Origin of the sequence: Providencia rettgeri (assembly GCF_041075285.1) — a bacterium.
Lineage (GTDB): Bacteria > Pseudomonadota > Gammaproteobacteria > Enterobacterales > Enterobacteriaceae > Providencia > Providencia rettgeri_G.
In genome coordinates this window covers 3321496-3339968 of the sequence record NZ_CP163512.1, presented here as the reverse complement: position 1 = coordinate 3339968, position 18473 = coordinate 3321496, and the positions used below count along the sequence as shown (strand labels likewise).

General features: G+C 42.9%; 13 protein-coding genes. 10 read left to right on the top strand and 3 right to left on the bottom strand.

The window, feature by feature from the left end; translation table 11 throughout:
* On the top strand, positions 1 to 1575 hold the full coding sequence (ilvA, locus tag AB6N04_RS15220; RefSeq protein WP_369309112.1) for a threonine ammonia-lyase, biosynthetic: 1575 nt from the start codon (positions 1 to 3) through the stop codon (positions 1573 to 1575).
* Here ilvA and ilvY read toward each other — a convergent pair.
* Positions 1567 to 2463 (bottom strand): HTH-type transcriptional activator IlvY, encoded by an 897-nt coding sequence (gene ilvY / locus AB6N04_RS15215; protein WP_369309111.1) that lies wholly within the window; start codon positions 2461 to 2463, stop codon positions 1567 to 1569. The two genes, ilvA and ilvY, sit on opposite strands and share 9 nt — an antisense overlap.
* Before the next feature lie 177 nt (positions 2464 to 2640).
* Here ilvY and ilvC point away from each other — a divergent pair, with 177 nt between their 5' ends.
* Together ilvC and rep are read left to right on the top strand one after the other, a co-directional pair.
* Positions 2641 to 4116, top strand: a complete 1476-nt coding sequence (ilvC, locus tag AB6N04_RS15210) for a ketol-acid reductoisomerase (protein WP_369309110.1) — start codon at positions 2641 to 2643, stop codon at positions 4114 to 4116.
* Between the two features lie 458 nt (positions 4117 to 4574).
* On the top strand, positions 4575 to 6599 hold the full coding sequence (gene rep / locus AB6N04_RS15205; RefSeq protein WP_369309109.1) for a DNA helicase Rep: 2025 nt from the start codon (positions 4575 to 4577) through the stop codon (positions 6597 to 6599).
* Between the two features lie 317 nt (positions 6600 to 6916).
* Here rep and gppA read toward each other — a convergent pair whose 3' ends face one another.
* Positions 6917 to 8422: a guanosine-5'-triphosphate,3'-diphosphate diphosphatase gene (gene gppA / locus AB6N04_RS15200; RefSeq protein ID WP_369309108.1), complete on the bottom strand. Its 1506-nt coding sequence runs from the start codon at positions 8420 to 8422 to the stop codon at positions 6917 to 6919.
* Between the two features lie 11 nt (positions 8423 to 8433).
* Positions 8434 to 9720 carry an ATP-dependent RNA helicase RhlB gene (rhlB, locus tag AB6N04_RS15195; protein ID WP_369309107.1) on the bottom strand — a complete coding sequence of 429 codons (1287 nt, stop codon included), beginning with the start codon at positions 9718 to 9720 and terminating at the stop codon, positions 8434 to 8436.
* Between the two features lie 117 nt (positions 9721 to 9837).
* Between rhlB and trxA the strand changes: the two genes are divergently transcribed.
* The 7 genes from trxA to rffG all read left to right on the top strand — a co-directional run bounded on the left by trxA (position 9838) and on the right by rffG (position 18467).
* Entirely contained in the window at positions 9838 to 10164 is a 327-nt protein-coding gene (gene trxA, locus AB6N04_RS15190) for a thioredoxin TrxA (protein ID WP_353244195.1), read from the top strand.
* A gap of 700 nt (positions 10165 to 10864) precedes the next feature.
* Positions 10865 to 12124 carry a transcription termination factor Rho gene (rho, locus tag AB6N04_RS15185; protein WP_004915469.1) on the top strand — a complete coding sequence of 420 codons (1260 nt, stop codon included), beginning with the start codon at positions 10865 to 10867 and terminating at the stop codon, positions 12122 to 12124.
* 617 nt (positions 12125 to 12741) lie between these two features.
* Complete coding sequence (wecA, locus tag AB6N04_RS15180; protein ID WP_369309106.1) at positions 12742 to 13827, top strand: UDP-N-acetylglucosamine--undecaprenyl-phosphate N-acetylglucosaminephosphotransferase; 1086 nt, start codon at positions 12742 to 12744, stop codon at positions 13825 to 13827.
* Positions 13828 to 13856: 29 nt separating this feature from the next.
* Positions 13857 to 14915, top strand: coding sequence for an ECA polysaccharide chain length modulation protein (gene wzzE / locus AB6N04_RS15175; RefSeq protein ID WP_369309105.1), 1059 nt, complete (start codon positions 13857 to 13859; stop codon positions 14913 to 14915).
* Between the two features lie 98 nt (positions 14916 to 15013).
* Positions 15014 to 16144, top strand: coding sequence for a non-hydrolyzing UDP-N-acetylglucosamine 2-epimerase (wecB, locus tag AB6N04_RS15170; protein WP_369312142.1), 1131 nt, complete (start codon positions 15014 to 15016; stop codon positions 16142 to 16144).
* A complete protein-coding gene (gene wecC / locus AB6N04_RS15165; protein ID WP_369309104.1) occupies positions 16141 to 17403 on the top strand; it encodes a UDP-N-acetyl-D-mannosamine dehydrogenase in 1263 nt (420 codons plus the stop codon). Before wecB ends, wecC begins: the two co-directional genes overlap by 4 nt.
* Positions 17394 to 18467 carry a dTDP-glucose 4,6-dehydratase gene (gene rffG, locus AB6N04_RS15160; RefSeq protein WP_369309103.1) on the top strand — a complete coding sequence of 358 codons (1074 nt, stop codon included), beginning with the start codon at positions 17394 to 17396 and terminating at the stop codon, positions 18465 to 18467. The genes wecC and rffG overlap by 10 nt, the downstream gene beginning before the upstream one ends.
* The last annotated feature ends 6 nt before the right edge of the window (positions 18468 to 18473 follow it).

The window sequence follows — 18473 nt, the reverse complement described above, 5'->3', positions numbered from 1 at the left end:
GTGGCAGCGGCAAAACCATTACCCGCAGTACCGACAAGTGCTGATTATTTAAAGGCGGCGCTCAGTGCGCCGGTCTATGAAGCGGCTCAAGTTACGCCGCTTCAACAAATGGATAAAATTTCTGCACGTTTAGGTAATACGATTTTAGTTAAACGCGAAGATAGGCAGCCCGTACACAGCTTTAAGTTGCGGGGGGCTTATGCCATGATCGCCAGTTTAACGGAAGAGCAAAAAGCTAAAGGGGTTGTCACTGCGTCGGCAGGAAACCATGCGCAAGGTGTAGCCCTGTCGGCAAGCCGTGTTGGTGTTAAAGCCAAAATTGTCATGCCAGTGGCAACCGCAGATATCAAAGTGGATGCCGTTCGTAGTTTTGGGGGCGAAGCCATTTTACATGGTGCGAATTTTGATGAGGCAAAGGCGAAAGCGATCGCCATGGCCGAAGAAGAGGGTTATACCTTTGTTCCCCCTTTTGACCATCCATCTGTCATTGCTGGGCAAGCAACAATTGCGTTGGAGTTATTACAGCAAGACGTACATTTAGACCGTATTTTTATCCCCGTGGGGGGAGGGGGCTTAATCGCGGGGGTGGCGGTTATCATCAAACAATTGATGCCAGAAATTAAAATCATTGGCGTTGAAGCGGAAGATGCCGCCTGTTTGAAAGCTGCATTAGCAGCAGGTCATCCTGTTGATTTACCGCGTGTCGGTTTATTTGCAGAAGGGGTTGCGGTTAAACGTATTGGTGATGAAACCTTTAGGTTGTGTCAACAATACGTTGATGACGTTATCACGGTAGATAGCGACTCTATTTGTGCAGCACTGAAAGATATTTTTGAAGATGTCCGTGCCATTGCGGAACCCTCAGGTGCGTTGGCACTGGCGGGGCTGAAAAAATATGTGCAACAGCACAACATCAAAGGGGAGCGTTTAGCGCATATATTGTCCGGTGCGAATATGAATTTCCACGGACTGCGTTATGTTTCTGAACGCTGTGAAATTGGTGAACAACGAGAAGCACTGCTGGCGGTGACTATTCCTGAGCAAAAAGGCAGTTTTTTACGCTTTTGCCAGCTATTAGGTCACCGTGCAATCACTGAATTTAATTACCGTTATACGGATGCAGATCCTGATCAAGCATGCATTTTTGTTGGGGTACGTTTAAGTGGTCGTGATGGTGAACGCGCGGAAATTATCCAAGAACTCAGAAGCCATGGCTATGAAGTCAATGATTTATCTGATGACGAAATGGCAAAGCTTCATGTGCGTTATATGATAGGTGGTCGCCCATCAAAACCATTAGATGAAAGATTGTTTAGCTTTGAATTTCCAGAGTCCCCAGGAGCGTTGCTGAGATTCTTAGAAACACTTGGAACACACTGGAATATTACGCTTTTTCATTACCGTAGTCATGGTACAGATTATGGGCGAGTGCTGGCGGCATTTGAGCTTGCAGGACCAGAAGTGCGTTTTGACCGACACCTTGATGCGCTAGGGTATGAGTATCACGATGAGACCGGCAACCCGTCTTTTCGCTTTTTCCTAGCACCACAAGAGAGCCAGAAAATCTTAGATTGAGTTGTCTGGGAGTAAGGCCCAAAATGCCTTAATTAATGGTTCGTTCAGGCGTTTGCTTAATAGGCAAACGCCGAGTTCAAAAGGTTCTACCATCGAAATATTGTCGAGCTGTGAGATACGGCTACGAACCGGCTCAGGGCTGTTATCCACGACAACACTTGGGATCAAGGCAATACCACAGCCAAGCGCGACCATTGAGACAATCGCTTCATGACCCGATACCGTGGCATAAATCACCGGATTATTGATGTGATGGCGGCGAAACCATAACTCGATACGTTTGCGTGATGGGCCATGCTCAGGAAGGATAAATGGCACTGTTGACCAGTCGGGTTCTTTTTCAGTTACCATTGAGCGTACAGCGCAAGGTAACGATGGGGCAATAAGCACTAGAGGGATTTCGCCAATTTTGGTGAAACGCACATTATCAGGCAAACGCTCAGGCTTACCGGCGATACCAAGGTCTGCCTCGTGAGTTTCCACTTTCTCAACCGCATCAGCGGCATCTCCTGTTGTCAGCTTTATTTCGACTAACGGGTGTAAAGCACGGAACTTATCTAAAACTTGTGGTAAATGACTGTAGGCGGCGGTGACGGAGCAAAAAAGGTGTAACTCACCACTGAGTGAAGGGCTTTGTTGGTTAAGGGCGTGTTGTAACTGTTGATATTGCAACAAGGTTTGTTGAGCAAATTGTTTTAGATGTTCGCCCGCTTGTGTAAGTTTTACCGAGCGGTTATCACGGACAAACAATGGGTGGCCAAGTTGCTCTTCTAGGCGCTGAATTTGCCTAGACAGTGTTGAAGGGCTGACATGCATCGCTTTGGATGTTCGGCCAAAGTGGCAACTCTGCGCTAAATGCAAAAAAAGTTTTAGATCACGAATATCCATTTTGGCCTCTAATGAAGTAATTAACCACGTTGCGAATATTGCAACATTGTATTGTTAATATATCAATTTAAGCAATGCGAAACATCGCATATAGTAAATCCATAAACGCTTAAAAATAAGCGACAGGCAAATTACTTGCCTGACATAACGAACACAACAGAACAATGGAGTATGACAATGGCGAATTATTTTAACACATTGAATTTGCGTGAGCAGTTAGCTCAGTTAGGCAAGTGCCGTTTTATGAAACGTGAAGAATTTGCGGACGAAGCTGGCTACCTGAAAGGGAAAAAAATCGTCATCGTCGGTTGTGGTGCTCAAGGTCTGAATCAAGGCCTGAACATGCGTGATTCTGGTTTAGATATCGCTTATGCATTACGTGCAGAAGCGATCAGCGAAAAGCGTGCTTCATGGCGCAAAGCAACAGAAAACGGCTTTAAAGTCGGTACGTATGAAGAATTGATCCCAACGGCGGACTTAATTATTAACTTAACGCCAGACAAACAACACTCTACCGTTGTTCGTGCTGTTCAGCCTATGATGAAGCAAGGCGCAGCACTGGGCTATTCACACGGTTTCAACATTGTTGAAGTGGGCGAAGAAATTCGTAAAGACATTACTGTTGTGATGGTTGCTCCAAAATGTCCAGGTACTGAAGTCCGTGAAGAATATAAACGTGGCTTTGGTGTTCCAACGCTGATTGCTGTTCATCCAGAAAATGATCCGAAAGGAGAAGGGATGGCGATTGCTAAAGCATGGGCAGCTGCGACGGGTGGGCATCGTGCCGGTGTGCTGGAATCTTCATTTGTTGCAGAAGTTAAGTCTGACCTGATGGGAGAGCAAACTATCCTATGCGGTATGTTACAGGCGGGTGCGTTACTGAGTTATGACAAAATGGTTGCGGACGGTGTTGAACCGGGCTATGCAGGTAAATTAATTCAATTTGGTTGGGAAACGATTACTGAAGCGCTGAAACAAGGCGGTATCACGTTGATGATGGATCGTTTATCTAACCCTGCAAAAATACGTGCATACGCGCTGTCTGAGCAGTTGAAAACTATCATGGCACCTCTGTTCCAAAAACATATGGATGACATCATCTCTGGTGAGTTCTCTGCAACGATGATGGCTGACTGGGCAAATGATGACAAAAACTTGTTGGCATGGCGTGAAGAAACAGGTAAATCTGCGTTTGAAAACTACCCAGAATATGATGGTAAAATTGCAGAACAAGAGTATTTCGACCATGGTGTCCTGTTAGTTGCGATGGTTAAAGCAGGTGTTGAATTAGCGTTCGAGACGATGTTAGAAGCGGGCATTTTAGAAGAATCTGCATATTATGAGTCACTGCATGAATTGCCACTGATTGCTAATACCATCGCTCGTAAGCGTTTGTATGAAATGAACGTCGTTATTTCAGATACAGCGGAATACGGTAACTACCTGTTCTCATTTGCAGTTATGCCGATGTTGAAAGACTTTATGGCTAAATTACAAGCAGGCGATTTAGCGAAGCCAGTTGCTGATAATGGTACAGATAACGCACAATTACGCGATATCAATGAGGCAATCCGTAATCACCCTATTGAGAAAATCGGTAAGACGTTACGTGGGTATATGACGGATATGAAGAAGATCGCTGTCGCCAACTAATTTTTCGTCACTCTTCGCGTGATAGGTGCGTTGGCTGCACTCGGTTACCCAAGTCACATACTTTTGTATGCTCCTTGAGATAACCTCCTTTGCCGCCTTCCTCTAACGCGAATAGTTTAGAAAAATATATTGATGTCATAAAAGAACAAAGCAAACCATATCGTTCTGATGAATGATGTGGTTTTTTGTTTTTTATAAATTTAGAAAAATATACTGATGTCATAAAAGAACAAAGCAAACCATATCGTTCTGATGAATGATGTGGTTTTTTGTTTTTTATAAATTTAGAAAAATATATTGATGTCATAAAAGAACAAGGCAACCATATCGTTCTGATGAATGATGTGGTTTTTTGTTTTTTATAAATTGAGAAAATTAACGGCTCAAGAGTTGGTCTGGTTTCTGCTACAATTCGGTTCAGTATCTTTTGGCGCTAGATAAGAGTGACGTAGAAAACCATGCGATTAAACCCAAGCCAGCAACAGGCAGTTGAATTTGTCGATGGCCCTTGCCTTGTATTGGCGGGAGCCGGATCAGGTAAAACTCGTGTTATTACTAATAAAATTGCGCACTTGATCCGCAAATGTGGCTATCAACCTCGGCAGATTGCCGCAGTAACTTTTACCAATAAAGCCGCACGTGAAATGAAAGAACGTGTGGCACAAACTCTAGGTAAAAAAGAGGCACGTGGGTTAATCATCTCCACCTTCCATACATTGGGCTTGGAAATTATTAAGCGGGAATATAAGGCGTTAGGTATTAAAGCCAACTTTTCGTTGTTTGATGATCAAGACCAAATGGCGTTACTTAAAGAATTGACCTTTGATTTACTTGAAGAAGATAAAGACCTGTTACAGCAGCTGATCTCTGCGATCTCAAATTGGAAAAACGATCTGATCTCGCCACAACAAGTTGTCGGGCAAGCTCGAACGGAAAAAGAACATCATTTTGCAGAATGTTATCGCCGTTATGAATTACATCTAAAAAGCTGCAACGTGCTGGATTTTGATGACTTAATTAGTAAACCGACGGTTCTTTTAACTCAAAATGAAGAAGTGCGTGAGCGCTGGCAGCAAAAAATCCGTTATTTGCTGGTGGATGAATACCAAGATACTAATACTAGCCAATATCAATTAGTGAAATTGCTGGTGGGCCAACGCGCTCGGTTTACAGTCGTTGGAGATGACGACCAATCGATTTATTCTTGGCGTGGTGCAAGACCGCAAAATTTGGTGTTACTCAGTCAAGATTTTCCTAAGTTGAATGTGATTAAGCTTGAGCAAAATTACCGTTCTTCAGGACGTATTTTAAAAGCGGCGAATATTTTAATTGCCAATAATCCTCATGTATTTGAAAAGAAACTTTTTTCAGAGCTGGGTTACGGTGCGCCATTAAAAGTGTTAACAGCAAATAATGAAGATCATGAAGCGGAACGAGTGATAGGTGAGCTTATTGCCCATCACTTCATCAACAAAACGGATTATAAAGATTATGCGATTTTATATCGCGGTAATCATCAGTCTCGCATCTTTGAAAAAATGTTGATGCAAAACCGTATTCCTTATCGTATTTCAGGTGGAACATCTTTCTTTTCACGTCCGGAAATTAAAGATTTATTAGCGTATTTGCGAGTGCTTACTAACCCAGAGGACGATAGTGCTTTTTTACGCATAGTAAATACACCTCGTCGAGAGATTGGCCCGAAAACTATCCAGAAATTGGGGGAGTGGGCGAATCAACGGGGTAAAAGCCTGTATCAAGCCAGTTTTGATTTAGGACTAGAGCAAACCCTTAAGGGTAAAGGTTTAGAAGCATTGCAACGCTTTACCCAAAAGATGGAAAGCATTGTTCGAACGTCAGAACGAGATCCACTGATTGCGGTACGTGACTTACTGCATGAAATGGATTATGAAAGCTGGTTGTATGAGACATCAACCAGTACTAAAGCCGCAGAAATGCGAATGAAAAATATCAATCAATTGTTTACATGGATGAGTGAGATGGTTGAAGGGGATGAGTTGAACGAGCCGATGACACTCAGCCAAATTGTCACTCGTTTTACATTACGGGATATGATGGAGCGCGGTGAAGATGATGAAGGAGCTGATCAAGTTCAATTGATGACGTTGCACGCATCCAAAGGTCTTGAGTTCCCTTATGTCTTTTTGGTGGGTATGGAGGAAGGATTACTTCCACACCAAAGTAGTATTGATGAGAACAATATTGATGAAGAGCGCCGCTTAGCGTATGTAGGGATCACTAGAGCGCAAAAAGAGTTGTTTTTCACTCATTGCCGCGAGCGCCGCCAATATGGCGAATTAATCCGCCCTGAGCTTAGCCGCTTCCTACTTGAATTACCGCAAGATGATCTTGAATGGGAGCAACAGCGCAAAGTGGTCAGTGCCGAAGAACGTATGCAAAAAGGGCAGTCTGCTCTGGCGGACATTAAAGCGCGCTTGGGGTTAAATAAGAAAAGCGAGTGATAATCATTGGGTGAAATTCGGCACCAGAATAGAGCTCGGGGCTGTTTATCTTTCCTGCTAATTTTTACCGCTAAAAAGGCCAAAAAACAATCCGAAGGATGGGCACGTCAATCTGACTTGACTGACGATTATGTGGATGAAGTATGATGCTTAAAACGCTGCCCTACGGGTTGGATTAAAACACGTTTCACTTATTGGATGCTGCGTTGAGAGGAGGCTCTTGCCGAGTTCACTCGGCGGCGAACCTCTCCCATTGCCTAAAATGGCTTTAATTCGAATAAGAATTGACCATTAAAGATAAACAGCCCCAGAATATATTAACAATTCGAACTATTACGTTCTTCCAGCTCTAATCTCCAATTTACATATCCTTGCCATTGAACTTCTTGCTGCAAGTTTTCTGCACGCAGTGGATGCTCCGATAACCAACGGTAAGGCAACATAATGGTGAGTCTGTCTGCGTTTGCGTTTAACCTTAAGGCGGGCAATGTGTCATCACGTCGGCGGCTGGCAAAAATAATGGCTAATCGAAGCAAACGACACAAATAGTAGGCCTGTTGCACAGGTAGTGCATTTTGTTGGCTAAGTGGCGCTAAATCCACAGGCCCTTGTTGGTTTTTTAACAATGCAGCCAATAACCGTTTTTGTGCGGGTGTGTAGCCGGGGAGATCCAAGTGAGTGATCAGATAGCTGGCGTGCTCGGGGCCTTTGCGAAAATCAACGCTCAGGCCAATTTCATGTAATGCACATGCGCTCGATAATAAATCTCGGCAGCGGTTATCTAGCTGCCAATCTTTAGCAACTTGCAAATAAAAATATTCAGCTAATTGGCGAACTCGGCTAGCTTGCTCAATATCGACTTGGAAACGGCGCTGGATATTACGTATTGTACGGGCGCGAATATCTTGTTCAATCGGCAATTCTAACATGCCATAAACCAAGCCTTCCCGTAAAGCACCGCCTGCAAGGGTCATATTATCGATATTTAACACTTCAAATATCGCGATCAAAATGGATAAGCCGCTTGGAAAAACCAGTGCGCGTTCAAACGTTAAGCCTTCGATTTCAAGCTCTTCTAACTTTTGGCACTGAATGGCTTTGTGCTTAAGTTGTTGCAATTTAGGCAACGTGATAAGTTCATCCATACCTTGTGCAATCATGATTTCTTGGATTGCTTGCACGGTACCAGATGCACCAACACATATTTTCCAGCCATGGTTTTTTAAGGCATCAGCAACGGGTTCGATCACTTTTTTGGCTGCGGCTTGCGCAGCTGAAAAGTTATCTGCTGTTAAACTTCTATCGCTAAAATAGCGCTCAAGCCATGTTACACAACCCATTTCCAGGCTATACAGCTGTTGGGCTTTTGCACCAGTGCCAGTGACCAGTTCAGTGCTTCCACCGCCAATATCGACCACCAATCGCTGATCTGGGCCCCCTGTTGTGTGTGCGACACCTTGGTAAATTAAACGCGCCTCTTCCTCCCCCTGAATGACTTTAACCGGATTTCCTAGGATTTTGCTGGCTTTTTCAATGAAAATATCGGCATTTTTTGCTAAGCGCAGCGTTGCAGTTGCAACAACACGAATTTGTGTATTTGGAATATCTTGCAGATGCTCCGAAAAAAGCCGCAAACATTGCCAACCACGTTCCATTGCTTGAGTAGAAAGATGATTATGTTTATCTAACCCAGCAGCAAGGCGAACTTTTCGCTTAACCCTAGAAATAACCTGTATGCTGCCAGCAGTTTCACGCACAACGAGCATGTGAAAACTATTTGAGCCTAAATCGATAGCAGCATAAAGAGAAGAAGTTTTCAGCATAGCGTTTTTACTCAGCCTGGACGTTTATGGTTATTACGTGGACTATTGTGGCGGCGCGGTGCATTTGAGTTGCGGCGCTGGCCTCCAGGGCGTGGGCGATGACGACGTTTAGGTGCTGGTAAATCACTTAATAAAGCATCGCTGTTATATTTACTCACTGGAATCGAATGCTGAATATATTCTTCGATAGCAGGCAAGTTAAGTGCGTATTCTTCACAAGCAAGGCTAATTGAGTTACCACTTTCTCCTGCACGGCCAGTTCGGCCAATACGGTGAACATAATCTTCACAATCGTCAGGTAAATCATAGTTAAAGACATGGGTCACTGATGGAATGTGTAATCCACGAGCAGCAACGTCAGTTGCGACTAAAATATCTAAATGGCCTTGTGTAAATTGCTCTAAAATACGTAAGCGTTTTTTCTGAGCAACATCACCAGTTAATAGGCCAACACGGTGACCATCTGCGGCTAAATGCGCCCAAATCTCATCACAACGGTGTTTAGTATTAGCGAAAATGATGCAACGTTCAGGCCACTCTTCTTCGAGTAAGGTCTGAAGTAAACGCATTTTTTCTTCATTTGAAGGGTAAAATAGTTCTTCTTTAATACGATGACCAGTTTTTTGTAAAGGCTCAACCTCAACATATTCAGGGTTGTTCATTTGCTCAAAGGCGAGCTCTCTCACACGATAAGATAGTGTGGCTGAGAATAACAGATTTAATCTGTCAGCAGCCTCAGGCATACGACGGAATAACCAGCGAATATCTTTAATAAAACCAAGATCATACATACGGTCAGCTTCATCAAGCACAACGACTTGAATGGCAGTTAAGTCCACATGGCCTTGTTTAGCATAATCAATAAGGCGACCAGTCGTTCCAATGAGGATATCGACACCGTTTTGCAAAACTTTTAGCTGTTCGTCGTAGCCATCACCACCATAAGCGAGACCCATTTTTAGACCTGTGTATTCCGCCAATTCTTTGGCATCAGAGTAGATCTGAACAGCTAATTCACGAGTCGGTGCCATCATAAGCGCACGTGGCTGATTCGCTTTCCTCCCTTCAATTGCAGGGTGGGTTAATAGATAATGAAACGTAGACGTTAAGAATGCTAACGTTTTACCTGTACCTGTTTGCGCTTGTCCCGCAACGTCTTTGCCTTCGACAGTGAAAGGCAATGTTGACGCCTGTATCGGCGTGCAATAATTGAAGCCTTTCTTGTTTAGAGCTTCAATGACTTTAGGGTGCAATGCGAAGTCGGAAAACTTCTTTTCTGTCAAGTGTGCTTTACTCATAGTATATTAGAATATCAGTTAACGGTTGGTTTACGAAAGTGTATCTTTTGAAATAAAGCATACTGCTGCCAATAATGTTACACTAAGTCTGCAAAAGATGATCCTTTGGAGTACAACATGAGCGACAAAATTATACATATAACTGATGCAAGTTTTGAAACTGCAGTTCTGAAATCAAGTTCACCTGTTCTCGTCGATTTTTGGGCAGCATGGTGTGGTCCTTGTAAAATGATCGCGCCTATCCTTGATGAGGTTGCTGAAGAATATACAGGCAAATTGACCATCGCAAAACTGAATATTGATGATAATCCGGCTACGGCACCAAAATACGGAATTCGTGGTATCCCGACCCTATTATTATTCAAAAATGGTAGTGTAGCAGCCACAAAAGTTGGTGCATTATCTAAAACGCAACTGAAAGAATTTCTAGACGAAAATCTGTAAGTTATCGTTATATGTGATCTAAAACGTTTAGCGGCGTATCTATTTTATCAAGAGAGTCGCTAGACGTCTTCATCTAAGCATGATAAGTTATGCCTATTCCTCATGTCGCACCCGTATGAATGACCTTGTATTCCGTTGCTCTTATCTTATATATCAAGCTAGTTAGTTCAGTAGTGTCATAGTTGTTAATGATAAAAACTGATGACGCAATGATTTTAAATATGAAAATTGAGAACATAGGCACTGAGTTAAGCATCCGCTAGATTCTTTATCATTGTTCATCTGTTTTTCATATACCTTAAGGATAGCGCATAAGTAGCGGTAATAACATAATGCGTTGTTAGATCTTCGGATGTAAAAACGCGTCGGGACAAATTAGAGCTCAGTAAAATTTGTTTTTTATGTAAAACTGAACTTAAATTTGCGATATTGGGATAGATGTTGTCCTAAATGTACAAAAAAACTATTGCTAATGTTGTGTGTGTTTCTAATAATATACCGAGCATCGTTCAGATAAATCATGGTCATATGTTAAAACAAACTTAGCAGTGGCTAGCACAAATTTTTATGCATTGTTGTTGGTCTTCATTAAGTTGGCTTTCAACAGGGCAGTTAAGTTAAACTGGCACCTAAATAAATAGGTTGCCGTCAATTTACGTTCATAGTTCGAGAATTACCCCGAGTTAAAGAACCCACCATTATGAATCTTACCGAATTAAAAAATACGCCAGTATCAGAATTGATTACGTTAGGCGAAAACATGGGGCTAGAGAACTTAGCCCGTATGAGAAAGCAGGATATTATTTTCTCCATTTTGAAGCAGCATGCGAAAAGTGGTGAGGATATTTTCGGCGATGGCGTACTGGAAATATTGCAGGATGGATTTGGTTTCCTCCGTTCAGCAGACAGTTCTTACCTCGCAGGTCCTGATGATATCTACGTTTCTCCTAGCCAAATCCGCCGTTTTAACCTACGCACAGGTGACACCATTTCAGGGAAAATTCGCCCTCCTAAAGAAGGTGAACGTTATTTTGCCCTCCTGAAAGTCAACGAAGTCAACTTCGACAAACCTGAAAACGCCCGTAGCAAAATCCTTTTCGAAAACTTAACCCCATTACATGCAAATAATCGCCTTCGTATGGAACGTGGTAACGGTTCAACAGAAGATTTAACGGCGCGTGTTTTGGATTTAGCCGCACCAATTGGTCGTGGCCAACGTGGTCTGATTGTTGCTCCGCCAAAAGCGGGTAAAACTATGTTACTGCAAAATATTGCCGCTAACATTGCACACAATTACCCAGATTGCGTTCTGATGGTTCTGTTGATCGATGAACGTCCTGAAGAGGTCACGGAAATGCAGCGCTTAGTGAAAGGTGAGGTTATCGCTTCGACTTTTGATGAGCCAGCTGCACGTCACGTCCAAGTGGCAGAAATGGTTATCGAGAAAGCAAAACGACTGGTTGAACATAAAAAAGATGTGATTATCTTACTTGATTCTATTACCCGTCTTGCTCGTGCCTATAACACGGTGGTTCCTTCATCCGGTAAAGTGTTGACGGGTGGTGTGGATGCCAACGCTTTACATCGTCCAAAACGTTTCTTCGGTGCGGCACGTAATGTTGAAGAGGGTGGAAGCCTGACTATCATTGCAACGGCATTAGTTGATACTGGTTCAAAAATGGATGAGGTTATCTACGAAGAGTTTAAAGGTACAGGTAACATGGAACTGCACCTTTCTCGTAAGATTGCGGAAAAACGCGTCTTCCCTGCGATTGATTACAACCGTTCAGGTACACGTAAAGAAGAGTTACTCACCTCTCAAGATGAACTGCAAAAAATGTGGATCTTGCGTAAAATTATTCATCCAATGGGTGAGATTGATGCGATGGAATTCCTCATTAGCAAGTTGGCGATGACGAAAACCAACGAAGAGTTCTTTGATTTTATGAAGAGAGCTTAGTTGTTTGATTGTCCAGCTATAGAAAAGGCGCCTAACATGGCGCTTTTTTTATGTTCATACATCCATTACACATTTTACTTTAAACCTGTTAAATATGCGTGATTTTATATTAGTCTTGGCGATGTAGGACAAAGCTAAAGGCGATTAAATATTTCGTTTTTACATTTATCGCTGATAATAAATTGATAGAACGCTTTTTTATCCAATAGACGGGTTATTGTTTTTAATAATAAGTATTATTGACATCATTCAATGTTGTCTATCGGGTTTATTGTTTCAATTGAAATTATTTATTTGATTTATATGAAAATATCAATTGATGCAGAAGTGAACAATTGGCTTGCTCTTATTGGGTGTATAGTTTTATGGCATGCATCTTGCAGTTATTAAGTATAAAATGAGTAGGGTTCTATTATTGAATTAACAACACGAATAATGTGTGTTTTTTAATAATGTTACAGTAATCTCTTTATGAATATAGATTCGTCTTATAGTAGATTTTATTGCTGGGATGATAATGCAGTAGCGATTGCACTTTTACTTTTATCGGCTACCGGCATTCGCCAATAAAAGTTTAGTATTTATAGTTAAATAAAAAATATCAAGAGAGTCGAATAGTGGACACCATACACTTTGCAACCAACCTCTTCTACGTTTTCTTGTTTTCGTTGGTTTTTATTTTCTTCGCCCGTATCGTTGCGATAAAAATCGGGTTAGTTGATAAACCTAACTTTAGAAAGAAACACGTAGGGCTTATTCCTCTGGTTGGGGGAATATCCGTTTTCTTTGGGATCTGTTTTGCGTTTTATATCACAGAGGAGTATATCCCTCATAAGTGGCTATATATCGCGAGCGCGGGGTTATTGGTATTTATCGGTGCTCTGGATGACCGGTTTGATATTAGCGTGAAGTTAAGAGCGGGTGTTCAAGCGATTGTGGCGGTCGTGATGATGACGGCTGCGGGTCTGAAACTGGAGTCGTTAGGCCATGCTTTTGGTCCGTGGGAGCTAGTGTTAGGGCCGTTTGGTTATATTGTCACCTTATTTGCTGTATGGGCGGCGATAAATGCGTTTAATATGGTTGATGGTATTGATGGTTTACTTGGTGGGCTTTCTTCGGTTTCTTTTGGTGCGCTAGGTTTTCTGTTGTACCAAAATGGCAATTATGCGTTAGCATTTTGGTGTTTTGCCTTTATTGCAGCTATCCTTCCTTATATCCTTTTAAATTTAGGCGTATTAGGTCGTCGGTTTAAAGTCTTTATGGGCGATGCGGGAAGTACCTTAATCGGGTTTACGATTATTTGGATTTTGGTGGCGTCGACACAAGAAGAAGTGCATCCAATTAACCCTGTTACAGCACTGTGGATTATTGCAATTCCACTGATGGACATGGTTGCGATTATGTATCGTCGAATTCGTAAAGGAATGAGCCCTTTTTCGCCAGACCGTCAACACATTCACCATTTAATTATGCGTTCAGGTTTTACCCCTAAAGGTGCATTCGTTTTGATTACATTGTCAGCAGCCGTTTTAGCGTGCATCGGTATTATCGGCGAACGCTTAACATTTGTACCAGAATGGGTAATGTTGGCATTATTTTTGCTTGTATTTATGATGTATGGTTATTGCATCAAACGAGCTTGGAAAGTCGCCCGTTTTATCAAACGAGTTAGACGTAGAGCGCGTAGAGGTGCAGTACGGTAACGAAAAAACGAAAATAGAGGTTCTGTGCAGTGAATAACTCAGAAACACAACCGAGTCAGCATCAAACGCCAATAGAGCCGGAATTGGATATCCGTGGTTTATGTCGCTCCTTGTGGCAAGGCAAAATTTGGATCGTTGCATTTGCCGTGATTTTTGCTGCAATTGCATTGGGAGCATCCTATTTTATGCAGCCCAAATGGAGTGCGACAGCCATTACGGACTTACCAACCGTGAACAATTTGGGAAGCTATTATTCCCAGCAACAGTTTCTGCGTAACCTCGATTCCCGTATTAATACCACCGGGCAAGAAGGACAATTGCCGACAATTGCAAAAGAAGCTTATCAAGAGTTTACGAAGCAACTTGGGTCTTACGATACCCGCCGTCAATTTTGGTTAGGTACAGATTATTACAAGCAACGGTTAGAGAACGATGCAAAAGCAGATGCCGTATTACTGGATGAGCTCATTAATAATATTGAGTTTACTCCTGCTGATGAAGTAAAAAACTTAACCGATAGTATTAAATTAGTGGCTGAAACATCAACAGATGCAAACCAGTTGTTACGCCAATACATACAATTTGCGAATCAACGGGCAACGGCAAATCTGAATGATGAAATTAAAGGCACTTGGGCAACCAAAATGCAATCCATGAAAGCGTTGGTTAAACGTGAAGACATAGTGGCAACGGCCGCTTATGAAAGACGTTTAAATGCGCTGGAGCAAGCTCTTAAGGTTGCGGAAAAGCAAGGTATTGTGCGTAATCAAAGTACAACACCTGTAGATGAAATTCCTGATTCTAAAATGTTCATGTTAGGTGCCCCATTATTACAGGCACAAATAGAAACATTAAAAGCAACAGGGCCCGATCATGATTCAGATTATGATCAAAACATCGCAATGTTATCCACATTAAGTGTAGGGCCTACTCTCCAAGATAATTTTCAAGCTTATCGTTACTTGCGTACGCCTGAAGATCCTGTCAAACGCGATAGCCCACGTCGAGCCTTTATGATGGTTCTATGGGGCGCTATAGGATTGTTAGTTGGTGCCGGAGTGGTACTTGCTCGCCGTCGCCCATCTTGATTTTGGGATAAGCCACTGGCGCATGTGTCAGTGGCTTGATGAAGTCATTAAGATTAAATAAGCAGCACACTGCGAAAGATAAATATAAGAGAGTCATTGTGAAAGTATTGACTGTATTCGGCACACGACCAGAAGCCATCAAAATGGCGCCGTTGGTTCATGCACTGGCGAATGACACAGATTTTGAAGCAAAAGTTTGTGTTACCGCTCAGCATCGTGAAATGCTCGATCAAGTACTGAAACTGTTTGAGATCACTCCTGATTACGATCTCAATATTATGAAGCCAGGGCAAGATTTAACCGATATTACCTGCCGCATTCTTGAAGGGCTAAAAGGTGTTTTTGCGGATTTTCAGCCTGATGTTGTCCTTGTTCATGGTGATACAGCAACGACCATGGCAACGAGCCTTGCTGCATTTTATCATCGTATTCCTGTCGGTCATGTTGAAGCTGGATTACGTACAGGGAACCTGTATTCTCCGTGGCCTGAAGAAGCCAATCGTAAAATTGCAGGTCATTTGGCGATGTTCCATTTTGCACCAACAGAAAACTCACGCCAAAATTTATTAAAAGAGTCGATTCCGGATAGTCATATTTTTGTGACAGGCAATAGCGTGATTGATGCGTTGTTATGGGTGCGCGACAAAGTCATGAGCGACCAGCACATGATGGAAAAATTAGCAGAAAATTACCCATTTATTGACCCGAATAAGAAAATGATTTTAGTCACTGGCCATCGCCGTGAAAGTTTTGGTGGTGGTTTTGAGCGTATTTGCCACGCATTGGCTGAAATTGCACAGGCACACCCAGATGTGCAGGTAGTTTACCCTGTGCATTTGAATCCCAATGTGAGTGAGCCTGTAAAACGTATTTTGCATAATATTGATAATATTATTTTAATTAGTCCTCAGGAATATTTGCCGTTTGTTTACTTAATGAATCATGCCTACTTGATTCTGACAGACTCTGGGGGGATCCAAGAGGAAGCACCTTCGCTTGGCAAACCTGTGTTAGTCATGAGAGATACCACTGAGCGACCTGAAGCGGTTGACGCAGGTACAGTTCGCCTCGTGGGAACAGATACACAAAAAATTGTTAACGAAGTTAATCGGTTACTGACAGATGATGCGGAATATCACGAAATGAGCCGCGCACATAACCCATATGGGGATGGTCATGCTTGTCAGCGTATTCTTACAGCATTAAAAAGTAATCAGGTGAAATTATGAGTTTTGAAACTATTTCTGTTATTGGCCTTGGTTATATCGGTTTACCAACAGCAGCAGCCTTTGCATCACGTAAAAAACAGGTTGTTGGTGTAGATGTTAACCAACATGCGGTGGATACCATTAATCAGGGGAAAATCCACATCGTGGAACCTGAGTTAGATATCGTGGTAAAAAAAGCCGTTGAAGAAGGTCATCTGAAAGCCTTTACGAAGCCACAGCCAGCCGATGCTTACTTAATTGCTGTTCCAACACCATTTAAAGGTGATCATGAACCGGATTTAGCTTATGTTCGGTCTGCTGCTGAGTCGATTGCACCTGTGTTGAAAAAAGGGGACCTTGTGATCCTTGAGTCAACATCTCCAGTGGGGACAACCGAGCAAATGGCCCAGTGGATGGCTGAAGCTCGCCCAGATTTAACTTTCCCGCACCAAGCAGGTGAAGAAGCGGACATTGATGTGGCTTATTGCCCAGAGCGAGTATTACCGGGCCAAGTGATGGTCGAATTAATTAAAAATGACCGTGTTGTCGGCGGTATGACACCAAAATCATCACTACGAGCTAGCGAGTTATACAACATTTTCCTTGAAGGGGAATGTGTTGTGACGAATTCAAGAACGGCTGAAATGTGTAAATTAACGGAGAACAGCTTCCGTGATGTGAATATTGCGTTTGCCAACGAACTATCATTAATTTGTGCAGAACAAGATATCAATGTATGGGAACTGATCAGCCTTGCAAACCGTCATCCGCGTGTCAATATCCTACAACCGGGTCCAGGCGTTGGTGGTCACTGTATCGCGGTTGATCCATGGTTTATCGTTGCACAGAATCCAAAGCAGTCCCGTTTAATCCATACAGCACGTTTAGTGAATGATGGCAAACCGATTTGGGTGGTGGACCAAGTGAAGGCTGCCGTTGCGGATTGTTTAGTCGAAACGGGTAAAAAAGCCAACGAAGTGACCATTGCGTGTTTCGGCCTTTCGTTTAAACCGAATATTGATGACTTACGTGAAAGCCCAGCAATGCACATTACTAAAATGGTCGCTAATTGGAATCCAGGTAAAACTTATGCTGTTGAGCCGCATATTGAAGAGCTGCCAACATCACTAAAAGGTATTTCTGAGCTGGTCTCAATTGAAAAAGCGGTTAATGAAGCGGATGTGATCCTAATGTTAGTCGATCACAATGTCTTTAAAGGCATTCAGGGTTCAGCGATCCCGCAAAAATGGGTGGTGGATACAAAAGGAGTATGGCGTTGAAACGCATTTTAATCACAGGAGGCGCGGGTTTTATTGGCTCCGCAGTGGTTCGTCATATTATTGAGAACACGAACGACAGTGCGATTGTGATTGATTGCCTGACTTACGCCGGCAACCTCGAATCCCTTGCCTCTGTAGCGAGCAATGAACGCTACGCGTTTGAGCAAGTGAATATTTGTGACCGAGCTGCACTTGATCGGGTTTTCGCACAATATCAACCGGATGTCGTTATGCATTTAGCGGCAGAAAGCCATGTTGATCGCTCTATTGATGGTCCTGCGGCCTTTATTGAAACGAATATTGTGGGTACTTACACTTTGTTAGAGGCGGCTCGTCATTATTGGTCTGGGTTGGATGAAGAGAAAAAATCGGCATTCCGTTTTCACCACATCTCGACAGACGAAGTGTACGGTGATTTGGATGGCCCAGAAGGTTTTTTTACAGAAACAACACCTTATGCTCCAAGCAGTCCATATTCAGCCTCTAAAGCATCCAGTGACCATTTGGTGCGTGCATGGCATAGAACCTATGGGTTGCCAACCCTGATCACTAACTGCTCGAATAACTATGGGCCGTATCACTTCCCGGAAAAACTGATCCCATTGATTATTTTGAACGCGATTTCCGGTAAGCCGCTGCCAGTGTATGGCAAAGGTGAACAAATTCGCGATTGGTTGTTTGTGGAAGACCATGCTCGTGCACTGCATTTGGTGGCAACTCAAGCTCAACCTGGCTCAACCTACAATATTGGTGGGCATAATGAACGCCGTAATATTCAAGTGGTTGAAACCATTTGTGAGCTGCTTGAAGAGCTACATCCACAAAAACCACAAGGTGTGGCACATTACCGTGACTTAATCACTTATGTGAAAGACAGACCAGGTCACGATATGCGCTATGCCATAGACGCCGCAAAAATTGAGCGTGAATTAGGCTGGAAACCACAAGAAACCTTTGAATCGGGTATTCGTAAAACGGTCTTGTGGTATTTGAATAACGAAACGTGGTGGCGTCGAGTACAAGATGGCTCCTACGCCGGTGAACGCTTAGGCCTTGGCAATTAGGTGAAA

Coding starts and splice junctions, on each gene's coding strand:
- ilvY (WP_369309111.1), bottom strand. CDS start 2,463: ATGGATATTCGTGATCTAAAACTTTTTTTGCATTTAGCGCAGAGTTGC.
- ilvC (WP_369309110.1), top strand. CDS start 2,641: ATGGCGAATTATTTTAACACATTGAATTTGCGTGAGCAGTTAGCTCAG.
- rep (WP_369309109.1), top strand. CDS start 4,575: ATGCGATTAAACCCAAGCCAGCAACAGGCAGTTGAATTTGTCGATGGC.
- gppA (WP_369309108.1), bottom strand. CDS start 8,422: ATGCTGAAAACTTCTTCTCTTTATGCTGCTATCGATTTAGGCTCAAAT.
- rhlB (WP_369309107.1), bottom strand. CDS start 9,720: ATGAGTAAAGCACACTTGACAGAAAAGAAGTTTTCCGACTTCGCATTG.
- trxA (WP_353244195.1), top strand. CDS start 9,838: ATGAGCGACAAAATTATACATATAACTGATGCAAGTTTTGAAACTGCA.
- rho (WP_004915469.1), top strand. CDS start 10,865: ATGAATCTTACCGAATTAAAAAATACGCCAGTATCAGAATTGATTACG.
- wecC (WP_369309104.1), top strand. CDS start 16,141: ATGAGTTTTGAAACTATTTCTGTTATTGGCCTTGGTTATATCGGTTTA.
- rffG (WP_369309103.1), top strand. CDS start 17,394: ATGGCGTTGAAACGCATTTTAATCACAGGAGGCGCGGGTTTTATTGGC.